Origin of the sequence: Pseudomonas sp. NPDC087336, assembly GCF_044744285.1 — a bacterium.
Lineage (GTDB): Bacteria > Pseudomonadota > Gammaproteobacteria > Pseudomonadales > Pseudomonadaceae > Aquipseudomonas.
In genome coordinates, this window is the sequence record NZ_JBIUYA010000026.1 from 43629 (window position 1) to 59472 (window position 15844).

At 61.7% G+C, this 15844-nt stretch carries 14 protein-coding genes; 8 read left to right on the forward strand and 6 right to left on the reverse strand.

Annotated features, from left to right (window positions below):
• The first annotated feature begins 105 nt into the window (after positions 1-105).
• The 4 genes from ACIO0C_RS23220 to ACIO0C_RS23235 all read left to right on the forward strand — a co-directional run bounded on the left by ACIO0C_RS23220 (position 106) and on the right by ACIO0C_RS23235 (position 6537).
• Positions 106-2490 (forward strand): 7TM diverse intracellular signaling domain-containing protein, encoded by a 2385-nt coding sequence (locus ACIO0C_RS23220; RefSeq protein WP_401315512.1) that lies wholly within the window; start codon positions 106-108, stop codon positions 2488-2490.
• A 74-nt stretch (positions 2491-2564) separates the two neighbouring features.
• Complete coding sequence (locus tag ACIO0C_RS23225) at positions 2565-4214, forward strand: acyl-CoA dehydrogenase family protein (protein WP_401315513.1); 1650 nt, start codon at positions 2565-2567, stop codon at positions 4212-4214.
• 118 nt (positions 4215-4332) lie between these two features.
• Complete coding sequence (gene amn, locus ACIO0C_RS23230) at positions 4333-5832, forward strand: AMP nucleosidase (protein ID WP_020798730.1); 1500 nt, start codon at positions 4333-4335, stop codon at positions 5830-5832.
• A gap of 69 nt (positions 5833-5901) precedes the next feature.
• The gene (locus tag ACIO0C_RS23235; RefSeq protein WP_401315515.1) at positions 5902-6537 is read left to right on the forward strand and encodes a pseudouridine synthase; all 636 of its coding nucleotides are present in this window, start codon (positions 5902-5904) and stop codon (positions 6535-6537) included.
• Here ACIO0C_RS23235 and ACIO0C_RS23240 read toward each other — a convergent pair.
• Positions 6532-6741 carry a DUF2788 domain-containing protein gene (locus ACIO0C_RS23240; protein ID WP_401315516.1) on the reverse strand — a complete coding sequence of 70 codons (210 nt, stop codon included), beginning with the start codon at positions 6739-6741 and terminating at the stop codon, positions 6532-6534. The two genes, ACIO0C_RS23235 and ACIO0C_RS23240, sit on opposite strands and share 6 nt — an antisense overlap.
• 211 nt (positions 6742-6952) lie before the next feature.
• Positions 6953-7432 (reverse strand): Lrp/AsnC family transcriptional regulator, encoded by a 480-nt coding sequence (locus ACIO0C_RS23245; RefSeq protein ID WP_253432408.1) that lies wholly within the window; start codon positions 7430-7432, stop codon positions 6953-6955.
• 662 nt (positions 7433-8094) lie between these two features.
• Here ACIO0C_RS23245 and ACIO0C_RS23250 point away from each other — a divergent pair.
• Positions 8095-8475, forward strand: a complete 381-nt coding sequence (locus ACIO0C_RS23250) for a hypothetical protein (RefSeq protein ID WP_401315517.1) — start codon at positions 8095-8097, stop codon at positions 8473-8475.
• Here ACIO0C_RS23250 and ACIO0C_RS23255 read toward each other — a convergent pair.
• Both ACIO0C_RS23255 and ACIO0C_RS23260 read right to left on the reverse strand, forming a co-directional pair.
• Complete coding sequence (locus ACIO0C_RS23255; protein ID WP_401315518.1) at positions 8457-9365, reverse strand: cation diffusion facilitator family transporter; 909 nt, start codon at positions 9363-9365, stop codon at positions 8457-8459. The genes ACIO0C_RS23250 and ACIO0C_RS23255 overlap by 19 nt on opposite strands.
• Before the next feature lie 29 nt (positions 9366-9394).
• Positions 9395-9814: a polyribonucleotide nucleotidyltransferase gene (locus tag ACIO0C_RS23260; RefSeq protein WP_401315519.1), complete on the reverse strand. Its 420-nt coding sequence runs from the start codon at positions 9812-9814 to the stop codon at positions 9395-9397.
• A gap of 109 nt (positions 9815-9923) precedes the next feature.
• Here ACIO0C_RS23260 and hrpB point away from each other — a divergent pair, with 109 nt between their 5' ends.
• A complete protein-coding gene (hrpB, locus tag ACIO0C_RS23265; protein WP_401315520.1) occupies positions 9924-12443 on the forward strand; it encodes an ATP-dependent helicase HrpB in 2520 nt (839 codons plus the stop codon).
• Between the two features lie 9 nt (positions 12444-12452).
• On the opposite strand, the gene ACIO0C_RS23270 is transcribed toward hrpB, so the two are convergent.
• On the reverse strand, positions 12453-13532 hold the full coding sequence (locus ACIO0C_RS23270) for an endonuclease/exonuclease/phosphatase family protein (RefSeq protein ID WP_401315521.1): 1080 nt from the start codon (positions 13530-13532) through the stop codon (positions 12453-12455).
• 66 nt (positions 13533-13598) lie between these two features.
• The gene (locus ACIO0C_RS23275; RefSeq protein ID WP_401315522.1) at positions 13599-14273 is read right to left on the reverse strand and encodes a YciC family protein; all 675 of its coding nucleotides are present in this window, start codon (positions 14271-14273) and stop codon (positions 13599-13601) included.
• A gap of 178 nt (positions 14274-14451) precedes the next feature.
• Here ACIO0C_RS23275 and ACIO0C_RS23280 point away from each other — a divergent pair, with 178 nt between their 5' ends.
• Together ACIO0C_RS23280 and ACIO0C_RS23285 are read left to right on the forward strand one after the other, a co-directional pair.
• Positions 14452-15222 carry a DUF2076 domain-containing protein gene (locus tag ACIO0C_RS23280; protein WP_401315523.1) on the forward strand — a complete coding sequence of 257 codons (771 nt, stop codon included), beginning with the start codon at positions 14452-14454 and terminating at the stop codon, positions 15220-15222.
• A 116-nt stretch (positions 15223-15338) separates the two neighbouring features.
• On the forward strand, positions 15339-15830 hold the full coding sequence (locus ACIO0C_RS23285; RefSeq protein WP_178134372.1) for an NYN domain-containing protein: 492 nt from the start codon (positions 15339-15341) through the stop codon (positions 15828-15830).
• The last annotated feature ends 14 nt before the right edge of the window (positions 15831-15844 follow it).

Sequence of the window (15844 nt, forward strand, 5' to 3'; positions counted from 1 at the left end):
GCTAGAGTGGATCCAAACCAATAACACGTATCACCGGTTTTACGTCTGCTCAAAAGGAATGGGGGGGCTTCCTGACAGGACCGGACAGGCCACGCTGGGGCATAAATGCGCTATTTGCTGATGTTTGTGTTGTGTTTGCCCCTCTTGGCGAACGCCGTTGAGTTCAATGAACTCACCCAAAGCCTTCCCCTCGGGCGAGCCCTGCAAGTGTTTGAAGACGTGGGCGGTCAGGCGACCGTCGCGGATGTTCGCGCGCAGGCGGCGGCTGGCAACTTCAAGGCGCATGACAAAGCCACCCTCAACGCCGGTTATTCGCGCTCGGTGTTCTGGCTGAAAATCGATCTGCATTACCGCCCCTCAAACCCGGCTGCGCAACAGACCTGGCTGCTGGAGTTGGCTTACCCACCGCTTGATCACCTGGATCTGTATCTGCCTGATGCGAGCGGCAACTATCAATTGGCCAGGCAAACCGGCGACGCCTTGCCGTTCGCCAGTCGCGAAATCCGCCAGAACAACTACCTGTTCTCGCTCAATTTTACCCCTGGCCAAGAGCAAACCCTGTACCTGCGACTGCAAAGCCAGGGGTCGATCCAGGCGCCGGTTACGTTGTGGTCCAGTACTGCGTATCTCGAAGACCAACCGGTGCGCCTCTATGTGTTGGGGCTGATCTACGGTGTATTGCTGGGGATGCTGGTCTACAACCTGTTCATCTACCTCAGCGTGCGCGATACAAGCTATCTCTACTACATCTTCTACATCGCCTCGTTCGGTTTGTATCAGCTGTCGGTGAACGGCGCTGCCGTGCAGTACTTCTGGCCGGATAATCCCTGGTGGACCAACGCCTCGACGCCCTTTTTCATCGGTTGTGCAGGATTGTTCGGTAGCCAGTTCGCCCGCAGCTTCCTGCAGACCGCCACCCTCAGCCGCTGGATGGACCGCTTGCTGATGGCGTTGGTGGCTTTCAGCGCGCTGGTGGTCGGGTTGTCGCTGATGACCAGCTATGCCCTGGCCTTGCGCCTGGCAACGACCCTGGCACTGACCTTCACGGTGGTGATCTTTGCCGCGGGAATTTTTGCCTGGCTGCGCGGGTTGCGGGTCGCGCGCTATTTCATCATTGCCTGGTCGGCGTTTCTGCTCGGCGGCATCATCAATACATTGATGGTGCTGGGCTACCTGCCGAATGTGTTCCTGACCATGTACTCCAGCCAGATTGGCTCGGCCATCGAAGTGGCGCTGCTGTCCATGGCCCTGGCCGACCGCATCAACGCCATGCGCGAACAGCAGGCGCAAACCCTGCTCGACGCCGGGCAAAAGCTTGAGGCACTTAACCAGCAACTGGCACGCAGCAACAAACTCAAGGACGAATTTCTTGCCACCCTGACCCACGAATTGCGCACGCCCATGAATGGTGTGATCGGTTCGCTGGAACTGATGCAGACCGTCGAGATGGATCCTGAGCTGGAGCAGTATCAGCAAACGGCCGCGGGATCGGCGCGGGACATGATGCGCATGGTCAATGGCATTCTCACCCTGACTGAGCTGCAGGCAGGCAAGCTCAAGGCTTCCCCGGCCACCTTCAGCTTGCGCACCGTGGTGGAGGCATTGCGTGCCCAGTTCTACGGCAATGCGGCGAGCAAGTCGCTGGACTTCAAGGTCGACGTGGCACCGGGTGTACCGGATCGTTTGCACGGCGACAGCGCCAAGTTGGCGCAATGCCTGGAGTGCCTGCTGGATAACGCCATCAAGTTCACCCGGGTCGGCGGACTGGCGCTGCGGGTCACCGGGAAAACGGTCAACCCCGAGCGACTGGCGTTATCCTTTGCGGTGATCGACACCGGTATCGGTTTCACCGACCTTGGGGAGGCGACGATGTATCAGCGCTTCTTCCAGCTCGACGGTTCGATGACGCGCGAGTACGGCGGCCTGGGTGTCGGCCTGGCAATCTGCCGGCAACTGGTGGAACTGCTCGGCGGGCGCCTGACACACCGCTCCGAGCCCGGGCGTGGCAGCCGCTTCCAGCTTGATGTCGAGTTTGACATTGCGGCACCGCAGCGTGCTGCCACGCCGCTCGCGACGCAGGAATTGCCACGGCTGCGCCTGGCTCAGGATTGCAGCGTATTGCTGGTGGATGACAACAACGTCAATCAGTTGTTGATGCGCGGCATGTTGCTCAAGCTCGGGTTCCGCGTGCGCTCGGCCGACAGCGGCCAGGCCGCGCTCGATTTTTTACAGCGAGAAACCTTCGATGCGGTGCTGGTCGATTGTCAGTTGCAGGCCCTGGACGGCGTTTCCGTGTGCTGCCAGATCCGGGCGTTGCCCGGTTGCGCGCAAGTGCCGGTGTTCATGATCGCCCAGGGCACTGAACTGGAGTGTTGCCCGAGCGGCGCGATGATTGACCATTTGAGCAAACCGGTGAAATTCGAGGACTTGCAGGTCGCGCTTTATCGTCGAGTGCTGTGTTCCGAGCAGGGCGAAAGCGCCGACAGTTAGGCAGGTATGACACTTTGATCGGCCAGAGGGCGGTGCTTAACTGAAGTCCCTTGGCTGAGCAAAGGAGCCCTGTCATGAACCTGCATCAGTTCGCCGAAACCCACGAAGTCACCAACCAGCCACCCTCGCTGGACGGCGCCAACCTATATCGCATCGACTTGCCGCTGCAGGAGTGGGCGCGGCGTTTCGGGGGCGGTTGGGCCGAATCGCGGATCGATGCATACGGCGCTCTCGCCGGCGGACCGCTGATGGCGGCGGGGTTCCTGGCCAATCAGAACAAGCCGGTGTTCAGCAGTCATGACCGCTATGGGCATCGCATCGACCTGGTGGAATTTCACCCGGCTTATCATGAGCTGATGCGCGCGGCGATCGAGCATGGCCTGACCTCGTTGCCCTGGGCGCACCCGCAGTCCGGCGCGCATGTCGCCCGCGCCGCCATGACCTACCTGCATAGCCAGGCCGAAGCCGGCAGCGGTTGCCCGTTGACCATGACCTTCGCCAGCGTCCCGGCAATGCGCCTGCAACCGGACCTGGCGGACCAATGGCTGCCGAAGATCCTGTCCACAGAATATGACCCGCGCAATGTCGGCATGGCCCACAAGGCCGGCGTCACCATCGGCATGGCCATGACCGAGAAGCAGGGTGGCACCGATGTCCGCGCCAACACCACCAAGGCTTATCCGGTGGGGGCCAGCGGCCCTGGCCAGGCGTACGAACTGGTGGGGCACAAGTGGTTCTGTTCGGCGCCCATGTGCGATGCCTTCCTGACGCTGGCTCAGACGGACAAGGGGCTGACCTGTTTCCTGCTGCCGCGCCATCGCCCGGACGACACGCGCAATCAGTTCTATATCCAGCGGCTGAAAAACAAACTTGGCAACTGTTCCAACGCCTCCAGCGAAGTGGAGTTTCGCGGTGCCCTGGCGTGGATGGTCGGAGAGGAAGGGCGCGGTGTGCCGACGATCATCGAGATGGTCGCCATGACCCGTTTCGATTGCATGGTCGGCTCAAGTTCGTTGATGCGCCAGGCACTGACCCAGGCCAGCCATCACTGTGCCCACCGCCAGGTTGGCGGCAAGTTGCTCAGCGAACAGCCCTTGATGCAGAACGTGCTGGCGGACCTGGCGCTGGAAAGCGAAGCCGCCCTGGCCTTGAGCCTGCGCATGGGCCGGGCGCTCGATCATCTGGACGACTCACAGGAAGCCAAATTCGCCCGTCTGGTGACGGCGGTGGGCAAGTACTGGATCTGCAAACGCGCGCCGGCCATGATCAACGAAGCCGCCGAATGCATGGGCGGAGCGGGGTACGTGGAAGACAGCATCCTGCCGCGCCTGTACCGCGAGGCACCGGTGAACTCGACTTGGGAAGGCTCCGGCAACGTGCAATGCCTCGATGTGCTGCGCGCCCTGTCCAAGGAACCGGGTGTGCTCGATGCGTTGTTCAACGAGTTAGGCGATGGTCATGGCGACAAACGCCTGACCGCGCACATCAACCAATTGCAGGCGGCCTTCAAGGATACCGACGACATTCAATACCGTGCCCGGCAGTTGACCGAAGACATCGCCCTGGGGTTACAGGCGAAGCTGTTGCTGGAGGCAGGGAATGCGGCGGTGAGTGACGGGTTTATCGCCAGTCGGCTCAGTGGTGGCGGTCGGGTGTACGGTGCGTTGCCGCGGGGGGTGGATGTGGAGGCGATAGTCGCTAGGTCCACCCCACAAGGATTCTGAGATTGTAAAAAATCGCAGCCTTCGGCAGCTCCTACAGGTGAAACAATGAACCCATGTAGGAGCTGCCGAAGGCTGCGATCTTCTTTCGCTGTTCCCGTGAAGCGACGATACAGGCAAGATGAAGGCCTGCAAGTCAGAACACAGGATGCTGATCGTGACCGAAGCTTTTATTGTCGTTCAAACCGCCGAGCAAGCTGTAGACCGGCTTGCGCTCTTGCACAATCGTGCAACCACCGCGCTGAGCCAGGCGCTCAAGCGTTATCTCAAGGATCGTGTCGAGCCGGACGCCGAACAACGGGCGATGTTTCGTTATCCCGAACTGCGTCTGACCTACCACTGCCAGGGCGAAGTCCCGCAGACCACGCGCGCCTACGCCAAGGTCCAGTTGCCGGGCACCTACAGCGTCACCGTCACTCATCCCGCCGCCTTCCGTAAATACCTGCTGGAGCAACTCGTGCCGTTGATGCACGACTTCACCGTGACCGTAGAGGTCGGTGTCAGCCAGCAGAACATTCCTTATCCATACGTGGTCGAGCAGGGCGATGAGTTGGCCGGCTCCGGTGTCACCGCCGCCGTGCTGGCGCGGGTGTTCCCGAGCACCGACCTATCGGCGGCGACCGACGGCATTGCCGACGGCTTGTACGATTGGGAAAACACCGACCCGCTGCCCTTGGCGCTGTTCGATGCCGCCCGGGTGGATTTCTCCCTGCGCCGTCTGGTGCATTACACCGGCAGCGACTGGCGGCATGTGCAGCCATGGATCCTGCTGACCAACTATCACCGTTACGTCGACCAGTTCATCGTCCATGGCCTGGAGCAACTGCGCAAAGACCCGCGCTTCGTGCGCATGGTGCTGCCGGGCAATGTGATCATCGAAAAGAGCATGGATCATGGCGAAGCCTCGGCGATTGCTGCGGGTGTGGTCTGGCATCGCTACCAGATGCCGGCGTATCACCTGATCGCCACCGATGGTCACGGCGTGACCCTGGTCAATATCGGCGTCGGTCCGTCCAACGCCAAGAACATCACCGACCACCTGGCGGTCCTGCGTCCGCATTGCTGGCTGATGATCGGCCACTGCGGCGGTTTGCGCCAGTCGCAGACCATTGGCGACTACGTGCTGGCCCACGCCTACATGCGCCGTGACGGGATTCTCGACCGGGTGGTGCCGCCGAACATTCCGATTCCGGCCCTGGCCGAAGTGCAGCTTGCGCTTCAGCAGGCGGCGGCCAACATCACCGGCGAGAAGGGCGACGAGCTGAAAAAGCGCCTGCGCACCGGCACCGTACTGACTTACGATGACCGTAACTGGGAGCTGCGCTGGGCCCAGGAGCGGCCGCTGATCAACCTGTCCCGCGCCGTGGCTGTGGACATGGAAAGCGGCACGATTGCGGCCCAGGGTTATCGCTTGCGAGTGCCTTACGGCACGCTGCTCTGCGTGTCGGACAAACCCCTGCACAGCGAGATCAAGTTGCCAGGTTCAGCCAACGCCTTCTATGAGCGCGCGGTCAGCCAGCACTTGAAAATCGGTATCGAAGCCGTGGATCTGTTGCGCACCGAGCTCAACTCGTTGCACTCGCGCAAACTGCGCAGCTTCGACGAGCCGCCGTTCCGCTGATTTGGCGATGGTCATTTAGCGGTCGGGCTACTAGCATTAGCAGCCCTGACCGTTAGATGTTCCTTCACCATGTCCCGTCCACAACGTCCTGTTTCCCGCCGCCCTGGCGCAAAGCCATCCCCCGCAGCCCCGCGCCGTGTCGCCAAGGCGCCACCCGCTGCGCCCAAGCTGATCCTGTTCAACAAACCTTTCGATGTGCTGACGCAATTCAGCGACGCAGAAGGGCGCGCGACCCTCAAGGACTACATCGATGTGCCGGGGATCTACCCCGCAGGACGGCTGGACCGCGACAGCGAAGGCCTGCTGCTGCTGACCAACGATGGGCAGCTCCAGGCGCGCATCGCCGACCCGAAACACAAACTGGCCAAGACCTACTGGGTGCAGGTCGAAGGCGAGCCGAGCGCCGATCAGTTGCAGCGCTTGCGTGACGGTGTCGAATTGAACGATGGCATGACCCTGCCTGCCGAGGCGCGGCAACTGGATGAACCGCAGTTGTGGCCGCGCAATCCGCCGGTACGCTTTCGCAAAAGTGTGCCAACCCATTGGCTGGAGTTGGTGATCCGCGAAGGCCGCAATCGGCAGGTGCGGCGCATGACGGCGGCGGTCGGGCTGCCGACGTTGCGGTTGGTGCGGGTCAGGATCGGTGACTGGTCGATCGAGGGACTCGAGCAGGGCCAGTGGAAGGAAGTGCCGGCGCGTTTATAAGGTGCCGGATTCGATCAAGCCGATGACCACGCTTTTGATCACAAATGCAGCGACGCCTAGGCCCAGCACGAAGAACAGAATGAACGAGCCGAAGCGTCCGGCCTTGGATTTTTTCGCCAGATCCCAGACGATGAAACCCATGAAAATGATCAGGATGCTGACCAGGGCGGTCATCATCCACTCTTCGAAAACTGCAGGATCCATTGAACATCTCCGCGCGGGCGAGGCTAAAAGGGCGCGGCGAGTATACGCCAATGGATGTTGGCTATGAGTTGACCTGCGGCAGCGTGTCGCAGCTATTCGTCGCTTGTGCCGGCCCCATCGCTGGCAAGCCAGCTCCTACAGGATTTGTGTTTGACGCGAAATTGCAGTCCACGCCAACTCTGTAGGAGCTGGCTTGCCGGCGATGGCATCCTCAGCTGCGCAGGTGAGTCAACGGCAGTTCCGTGCTGTTCAGCACCTGGTTCAATACAAAACTCGAGCGCACACTGGTCACACCCTCAATCCGCGTCAAATGCCCCAGCAGCAATTTCTGGTAATGGTCCATGTCCGGCACCACGACCTTGAGTTGATAATCGGCATCCATCCCGGTCACCAGGCTGCATTCAAGTACCTGCGGCAAGGTACGGATGGCTGCTTCAAAGTTTTCGAATCGCTCCGGCGTGTGTCGGTCCATGCCGATCAGTACGTACGCCGTCAGGCTCAAGCCGAGCAGCTTGCGGTCGAGCAGGGCCACCTGGCGGGTAATGTAGCCATCGTCTTCAAGCTGCTTGACCCGCCTCGAGCAGGGGGAAGGTGACAGGCCGATGCGTTCGGCCAGCTCCTGATTGGAGATGCGCGCGTCGCGCTGCAATTCAGCCAAAATGCTCAGGTCATATCGGTCAAGTTTGCTCATCAAACGGTCCCTTGTCATAACTATTGCGACAGATTATCTATCCAGGGTTAAAAATTGCGCAAGTGATGTTTATTTGAGCAATCTTCGCAATCCTCTGCCGGCGCTCTGGGCCTATTCTTATCACCAGAATCACTGCTCGGACAAACAGTCCAATGCGGCTCGCCGAATCAGGCCCGCCGCGGTCGCCACCCCCACAGGGGATGTGCTGGCCCCCGAGCTGCACACTGTCCAGAAGACGGCGTGAGGTGAGCCGACGTCAAAAGCGTCGAGCACGGACGAAGTTCTCAAGGGGAGGCCGACGGGTCTCCCCTTTTTCTTGCCCGTCATTTGACAACCGCCCTCAATAAATAAGTTTCGCGACTGATAACCTGTTGCAGAACCGGCCTGTGCATTTCCCTGACCCGCATAGAGGAAAAGCATGAGATCGCGCATCTGGCGTTTGGCCGGTGTTGGTGTGTTGTGTTTCAGTGTCACCGCGCATGCGCTGGCCGACCAGCCGCAGAACCGCCGGACAAAACGGGGACGGCGGCAATTAGGGCCATAACGGCAACAACCCGCCGCACCCGCACAATGGCCAGCAACCGAATCAGCACAACGGCCAGAATCAAAACCCGAACAACGGCCAATGGCAGGGCCGCCCAGCGCCGGATTACAACAGCCGTGTGCGTTCACCGCCACCACCGCCGCAACAGCCGGCCAATGACTTGCCCATCCAGCCTCGACCCGACACCGTGCAACAGACACAACAACCGCGGCGTGGATACTATCAGGACGAACCGCGGCGCAACGATCCCAGCCTGCAGTGGAATGGTTTTATCGGCGCGCCGTCCAACGACAACAACCATTGGCAGGGTCGTCCCAGTGGCCGCGGCAATGGCTGGGGCCCCGGCCCGCAGTATCGTCCGGGGCACGTGATCGAGCGCTTCCCGGACCGCGACAACCGTGTGCCCTATGGTGGCCGGGATTGCTACTACTCCGACGGCTACTGGTATCAGGCCCAGAGCGGTTGCCTGGCAAGTCGCGGTTATCGGGTGACGTTCTGAGTCCTGGCGGCTTTGACGACTTCCTGCGGATCAGCGTGCACCAGCACTTCGGCCCGCGGGTAGGCGGCGTGAATCGCGTCGGCGGCCTGATCGCTGATGCCGTGGGCGACTGACAGGGTCAGTTCCCCCGGCAATTCCAGGTGCAACTGCACAAACCACTGGTTGCCGGAAATCCGCGTACGCAAATCATGTGCGCCCAACACCCCGGGCACACTGCAAGCCAGTTCCAGCATGTGCTGGCTGACATCCGGCGGCAACTCCTCATCCATCAATACCGCAAAGCTTTCCCGGGCGATCGTGACCGCGCTCCAGAAGATGTAGGCGGCAATGCCCAGGCCGAACCAGGGATCGACCTGATGCCAGCCAAACCCGGCCAGCACCAGCGCCACCAGGATACTGCCGTTGAGCAGCATGTCCGAGCGGTAATGCAGGGAGTCGGCGCGCACGGCGTTGGAGCCGGTGGCCTTGACTACTCGATGCTGCAACATCAGCAGCGCCAGGGTCAGGCCCAGCGAGAACACGATCACCCCGATGCTGATCCAGGGTGCGCCCACCGGTTCCGGATGCTTGAGCCGGTCCCACGCCTGCAGCGCAATCAACACCGCACTGCCGCCGATAAACAGCGCCTGGGCCATGCCGGCCAGGGACTCGGCCTTTCCATGCCCGTAGCGATGATCGGCGTCGGCCGGACGCAGGGCGTAATGCACCGCCAGCAGGTTGAGCAGCGACGTCACGCCGTCGAGTGTCGAGTCGGTCAACCCGGCGAGCATGCTCACCGAGCCGCTCAGCCACCAGGCGATGGCTTTGGCGATGATCAGCGTACAAGCCACCGCCACCGAGGCACGGGTTGCCAACCGCAGCAGGCGGGCGTGTTCGGAGCTGGAAGTCATGAGTGCGGATGTTCCTTGTCGTGCCCCGATTACGCGGCCGGTTGCAGGCCGAACATGGCCAGTTGTTGGGCGCTGCCCTTGTGCTGGATCAGGCGTGGATCGTCCAGCGGCAAGCTGCGGCCGGTTTCACGCTCCAGGATGGTCTGCAACTTCAGGTTATCGACCTTGCCGTCGGCACCGATGGCTTCCTTGAGTTTTTCCGGCGCCACCTGTGCGGTTTCGCCCGGTGCGTAGTAAATCGCGCCGGTGGCGAAGTCCACGGCAAACGCGATCAGGCCGGGGATGACGTAGAACAGCAGGCCCACGGCATCTAGCACGGCAATGGCCGGGTCGATCTTGCCGTCGATCTGGCCACGGCGATCAGGGTAGAAGATCGAGCCGCACGCGGTGACCTGGGTCAGCAGGGTCGCGATCAATACACCGCCAATCAGGCGAAAGGGAACACGCATATGAAATCTCCTGGGTAATTTCAAAACGAAGCGTCGTCGATATGAATTAGGACCGTGATTAACGCCAAGCAGTTCGCCGTTATACTCGCCGCTCTGTTTGGGAGCCAGCATGATTTCTTTGCCGATTGATGAAGTTTTACCCGCCCTGCGTGAAGCCTTGGCGACACGTCACGAAGCCGTGCTCGAAGCACCGCCCGGTGCCGGTAAGACCACCCGCGTGCCCTTGGCCTTGCTTGACGAGCCGTGGCTGGCCGGGCAGACCATCCTGATGCTCGAACCGCGCCGCCTGGCCGCGCGGGCGGCAGCGGAGCGCCTGGCCAGTGAGCTGGGCGAGAAGGTCGGCGAAACCGTGGGTTATCGCATTCGGCTCGACAGCAAGGTCGGCCCCAACACCCGTATCGAAGTGGTCACCGAGGGCATCCTCACCCGGCGTTTGCAGGACGATCCGGCGCTTGAAGGCGTTGGCCTGTTGATCTTCGACGAGTTCCACGAACGCAGCCTCGACGCTGATCTGGCGCTAGCCTTGAGCCTCAATGGCCGGGAACTGTTCCGTGACGATCAGCCGCTGAAAATCCTCTTGATGTCGGCCACCCTGGAAGGCGAACGGCTGGCCGGGTTGCTCGACGATGCGCCGATCCTGCGCAGCGAAGGACGCATGTACCCAGTGGCGATGCGCTGGGGCCGGCCATTCCAGGCTGGCGAATTCATCGAGCCAAGGCTGGTGCAGACCCTCCTCGAAGCCTTGAACGATGAGTCCGGCAGCGTGCTGGTGTTCCTGCCGGGGCAGGCCGAGATCCGTCGGGTGCATCAACAACTGGCCGATGCGCTGGGCGATAACACGAAAATTCTGCTCTGCCCGTTGCACGGTGAGCTTGACCTCGCCGCGCAACGGGCGGCGATCGATCCGGCGCCGCCGGGTAAACGTAAAGTGGTACTGGCCACCAACATCGCCGAGACCAGCCTGACCATCGACGGCGTGCGCGTGGTGATCGACGCCGGGTTGGCGCGGGTGCCGCGTTTCGATCCCGGCAGCGGCATGACCCGCCTCGACACCCAGCGTATTTCCAAGGCCAGTGCGACCCAGCGAGCGGGCCGGGCAGGGCGACTGGAACCGGGTGTGTGCTATCGCTTGTGGTCGCAGGATCAGCACGAACAATTAGCGGCTTATGGCAGTGCGGAAATTCTTTCGGCGGATCTCGCCGGGTTGGCGCTGCAACTGGGTCGATGGGGCGTGACACCGGGCCAGCTGGTTTGGCTGGATGTACCTCCGGCAGCCGCTTATGCACAGGCTCAGGACTTGCTGGTTCGTCTTGGCGCGCTGGATGGCGAAGCGCTGACCCGTCACGGTCAGGCCATGGCCGAACTGCCGGCGCATCCCCGTATCGCGCACCTGTTGTTACGTGGACAGTCGCTCGGCCTGGCCGACATGGCTTGCGATGTCGCGGCCCTGCTCGGCGAGCGCGATATCCTGCGTGGCGCCGGCGCCGACTTGCACAGCCGGTTGGCGCTGTTGTCTGGCGAAGCGCGCGGCGCTCGCGGTGCCCAGGGTGGCGTACAACGAGCCCGGCAACTGGCGAGGCAATATCGCGGCTATCTGCGCGCCAAGGCGTCGGAGCCGGTCAACGATCCCGATCATCCACGCTGGCTCGGTGCGCTGCTGGCCTTGGCCTATCCCGACCGTGTCGCCCAACAACGCCGTGCCGGTGGCGCCGAATATCGCCTGGCCAACGGTCGCGCCGCGCTGTTTGCCGAAGCCGACAGCCTGATGAAGCAGCCGTGGCTGGTGATCGCCGATCTCGGCAGCCGTCAGGGCCAGCGTGAAGAGCGGATTTATCTGGCGGCGGATTTCGATCCGGCGTTGTTCGACTCGGTATTGGCCGAACAGGTGCGATGCGTCGATCAACTGGATTGGGATGAGCGCGAAGGTGTGCTGCGGGCCGAGCGCCAACGCAAGGTGGGCGAGCTCATCCTCAGCCGCGAACCGCTGACCGGCCTCGATGAAACCGCCCGCAGCCAGGCGTTGGTCAACCTGGTACGGCGCAAAGGCCTGGAACTGTTGCCGTGGACCCCCGAGTTGCGCCAGTGGCAAGCGCGTGTAGCGCTGTTGCGCCAGCTGGACCTGGGTGGAAAGGGCGAAAGCGATTGGCCAGATGTCAGCGATGCGGCGCTGCTGAACACCCTTGAGAACTGGCTGATGCCGTATCTGGGCAAGGTTTCGCGACTCAGTCACTTCGCCAATCTCGACCTCTCAAGCATCGTTCACAACCTGTTGCCATGGCCTCTGCCGCAAAGGTTGGACGAGTTGGCGCCCCACCACTTGAGCGTGCCATCGGGTTCATCGATTCGTCTGGATTACAGCGAACAGCCGCCGATTCTGGCCGTGCGCTTGCAGGAGCTGTTCGGCCTGGCCGAAACCCCTCGCATCGCTGGTGGCCGGCAAGTAGTCAAGCTGCATTTGCTGTCACCGGCGCGGCGGCCCGTGCAGGTAACCCAAGACCTGGCGAACTTCTGGCGCAGCACCTACGCCGAGGTGAAAAAAGACCTGAAGGGACGCTACCCGAAACATTACTGGCCGGATGACCCGCTGGTAGCCGAAGCCACGGCGCGGATCAAGCCGCGCAAGCAATGACGCCGTAATCTACGGCGCGGCGGGCAGCAGAAACCGCGCAATCACCGGCAGGTGATCGGATATGCGCAGGGTATCGTCTTGCCGGACCGTCGCTTCGACCCGTTTGATCCGCGGGCTGTAGAACAGATAGTCGACGGTCCGGTCCGGGCCGTTCAAGCCGGCATCGTTCGGGTAATGGGTCAGCCAGCGCGCGCGGTCGATGCCGCTGGATTCGTTGTTGGTGGGGATCATCGGGTACTTATCCCACAACAGATGCAGGGCGCTATCGGCGGAGTAAGGGGTGCGCTGTTCGCTGGGCAGGCGCTGGTATTGCCCCAGTGGCAGCAGGTTGAAATCGCCACCGATCAGCCAGGGCGTACCGCGGCTTTCGAACGTGTCGAGGGTCTTGGCCACGGCCGCGACCTGTGCCTGCAACGTCTCGTCAGGTTGGGTCACTCGGTCCAGATGGGTGTTGAGGACCGCGAGCTGGCCACCGTCGCTCAATGGCAGGTAGGTCACCAGCAGGGCGTTTTTCGGTTGGAACTGGCGACTGATCGGGTTGGCCGATGCGATTGGCAATTGCAGACGCTCGGCGTGCTCGATCTGATAGCGACTCAGGGTCGCCAGTTGTCGGCCGACGCTGCCGAAAATGTGCGGGTTCGGCACGAAGTCAGCCTTCCAGTCGAAGGCATGGGCGCTGCACGAATACAGGTCGGTGAGCCGTTCCTGCAGCAGTTTGAGCTGGTTCTGGTAGTCGCTGGCCTTGGCGCCGTCGTCGAGTTCCTGCAGCAGCACCACGTCCGGATGCTCGTCGCGGATAACCCGCGCCACTTCGTCGAGGCTGAAGGCCATGTCTTCCGGCGTGGGGGAATCGTCGGCGCCGGCGGCCAGGTCATTCCAGAACACGTAGCGCTTGCCCGCCAGGTACTGGACGTTCCAGGTCATGACCTTCAGTGCCTGGCCGGGTGCGAGGCTTGGCGCCTGACTGCTGCACGCGACCGGCGCTGTTTCCCTGGCCTCGGGGCGCCAGGTCAGGCTGTAGGTCATCACAGCGATCAAGCTGATGACGATCAACAATCCCAGCAAGGTGTAGCGCAGCAGTCGGGTCATGGCTCGGCTTATCGCGTTACGGAAATTGCCCCCGAGCATACCCGACTGACGAGCGGTCGCCCACGGTCAACGTGGGCCATCGATTTTTTCCGGTACTTCGCTGATCAGCATGAACAGGCGGAACAGCACCACGCTGGTGAACAGTTGCAAGAAGCTGTGGGCACTGTCGATCAGCAGTGAGATCGCCGGGTTTTGCGGCTCGGGGTACGCCGCCAACGTTGCGCCCTTGAGCAGCCACAAGGGGCCCATCACACACAGGATGCACACCAGGATGCGCATGAAGTGGCCACGGGTCAGGCGCAGGCTTTCCTTCATGGCCTGCAACGGCGCAAGACCCCGCAGTACCAGCAAATATTCGCCGAAAGCCAGGGTCACCATCAGCCAGATGCCCGGCAGGAAGTACAGCGACAAGCCCAGCAGGATCAGCAAGGTGTTCAGCGCGGTGAGCAAGGCCAAACGCGGCCACAGATAGGCGGACCTCGACAGTAGCTCGCGGTTGCTGGGCGACTCGCCTCGGCTGCGGGCGTCGAGGAACAGGATGAGGGCGGCGGTGTACAGCGGATAGACCAGCAAGCCGACGATCACACTGATACCGGGGAAACTGTCCGGCTCGGTGGAGTGGTCGACCACTTGTTGCAACAAGGCCTCGATGATCACCAGGGGCAGGCACAGCTGCACGATCTGGCCCAGATTGCGTTTGAAGAAATACAGGGAGTCGCGCAGTACATCGAACGGATTCATCAGTTGATATCGCAGGTTGAAATCAGTGACCCACTTTAACCGATGATGCGCGCAAGGGCGCAAACGTAAACGTTCGGTAAAGCTCATTGAAACAACTTGTTTCAGCCTCCATTAAGGTCGGGCACCTTATCCTTTATGGGTGAAGGCAACGATTCTCCAGGCAATCTATGAGGTCGCCATGAACAGCGAAGAACAAACCCTGATCGATGGACTGTTTTCCCGGCTGCAACAGGCCGAGACGGATTCAGCCCCGCGCGACGCCCAGGCCGAGGCGCGGATCAAGGAGCACCTGGCACGCCAACCGGCGGCGGGTTATTTCATGACCCAGGCGATCCTGGTGCAAGAGGCGGCAATCAAGAGCCTTGACGGGCAGAACAAGCAACTGACTGCGCAAATCCAGCAATTGCAGGCCGAACTGCAACAGGCCAAGGTGCAAACGGCAGCGGCGCCGCCGAGCAGTGGTGGCTTTTTGTCGAGCATCTTTGGTGGCGGCAGTCGTGATCCGCAGCCAGCGCCTGCGCAAAGTGCCCCGGTGTCTAGCGGTGGGGGCTGGCGCGAACCGGCGCGTCCATCGTTCAACTCGCAGCCGCCGCAGCAGAATTTCGGTGGGTCTCCACAGCAGGGCTATGCACCCCAGCAACAGGCCCCGGCGGCGGGCAGCGGCTTTCTCGGTGGCGCGCTGAAAACAGCGGCCGGTGTGGCGGGTGGCGTGATGCTGGCACAAGGTATCAGCAGCCTGTTCCAGCACAATCAGCCTGCTCAGGAAATCGTCGAAGTCATTAAGGAAGAACCGGCCCAGGTCAACGACCAGGGCAACAATGGCTGGGGCGATGATCAGCGCATGGCCGACAACGATTCCCATGCCAACGACCAGGGCGGTTTTGCCGACGCCGACTACAGCGACGACAGCTCATCGTTCTTCGGCGGCGACGACGACTCCTTCGTCTGATACGCCATTCGTCCGGGGCGCTGCGGCGCTCCGGGCCGATTATTCGCGAAACTCACCTTATGGCTGGCATACTGGGCGACTTTTCGGGCCTGGTGCCTGATCCTGCCTGCGCGTTAATGAGGTGTCCGGTGAAAAAAATCGCAGTGTTCGCCGATGTCCAGAACCTCTATTACACCGTGCGCCAGGCGTATGGTTGCCATTTCAACTATGCCGCATTGTGGGCTGACATCAGCAAGCAAGGCGAGATCGTCGAGGCCTACGCCTACGCAATCGATCGTGGTGACAGCAAACAGCAGCAGTTCCAGCAGATCCTGCGCAACCTCGGTTTCACCGTGAAGCTCAAGCCCTATATCCAGCGCAGCGATGGCTCGGCCAAGGGCGACTGGGATGTGGGCATCACCCTCGACATCATGGACGCCGCCGACCATGTCGATGAAGTGGTGCTGGCCTCTGGCGACGGTGATTTCGACATGCTGCTGGAACGCATCATCAGCAAGCACGGCGTGCAAGCGGTGGCCTACGGGGTGCCCGGCCTGACGGCCAACTCGCTGATCCGTGCCGCCAGCCGCTACGTGCCGATCGAAGGCGCGTTGCTGCTCAAGAATTGATTTTTACGGAGTTC

What these genes read in the sequence shown, in the direction of transcription:
- ACIO0C_RS23280 (WP_401315523.1), top strand. Translation starts at nt 14,452, where the DNA reads ATGAACAGCGAAGAACAAACCCTGATCGATGGACTGTTTTCCCGGCTG.
- ACIO0C_RS23225 (WP_401315513.1), top strand. Translation starts at nt 2,565, where the DNA reads ATGAACCTGCATCAGTTCGCCGAAACCCACGAAGTCACCAACCAGCCA.
- ACIO0C_RS23235 (WP_401315515.1), top strand. Translation starts at nt 5,902, where the DNA reads ATGTCCCGTCCACAACGTCCTGTTTCCCGCCGCCCTGGCGCAAAGCCA.
- ACIO0C_RS23220 (WP_401315512.1), top strand. Translation starts at nt 106, where the DNA reads ATGCGCTATTTGCTGATGTTTGTGTTGTGTTTGCCCCTCTTGGCGAAC.
- ACIO0C_RS23245 (WP_253432408.1), bottom strand. Translation starts at nt 7,432, where the DNA reads ATGAGCAAACTTGACCGATATGACCTGAGCATTTTGGCTGAATTGCAG.
- ACIO0C_RS23260 (WP_401315519.1), bottom strand. Translation starts at nt 9,814, where the DNA reads ATGCGTGTTCCCTTTCGCCTGATTGGCGGTGTATTGATCGCGACCCTG.
- hrpB (WP_401315520.1), top strand. Translation starts at nt 9,924, where the DNA reads ATGATTTCTTTGCCGATTGATGAAGTTTTACCCGCCCTGCGTGAAGCC.
- ACIO0C_RS23240 (WP_401315516.1), bottom strand. Translation starts at nt 6,741, where the DNA reads ATGGATCCTGCAGTTTTCGAAGAGTGGATGATGACCGCCCTGGTCAGC.
- ACIO0C_RS23275 (WP_401315522.1), bottom strand. Translation starts at nt 14,273, where the DNA reads ATGAATCCGTTCGATGTACTGCGCGACTCCCTGTATTTCTTCAAACGC.
- ACIO0C_RS23255 (WP_401315518.1), bottom strand. Translation starts at nt 9,365, where the DNA reads ATGACTTCCAGCTCCGAACACGCCCGCCTGCTGCGGTTGGCAACCCGT.
- amn (WP_020798730.1), top strand. Translation starts at nt 4,333, where the DNA reads ATGAAGGCCTGCAAGTCAGAACACAGGATGCTGATCGTGACCGAAGCT.
- ACIO0C_RS23285 (WP_178134372.1), top strand. Translation starts at nt 15,339, where the DNA reads ATGAGGTGTCCGGTGAAAAAAATCGCAGTGTTCGCCGATGTCCAGAAC.
- ACIO0C_RS23270 (WP_401315521.1), bottom strand. Translation starts at nt 13,532, where the DNA reads ATGACCCGACTGCTGCGCTACACCTTGCTGGGATTGTTGATCGTCATC.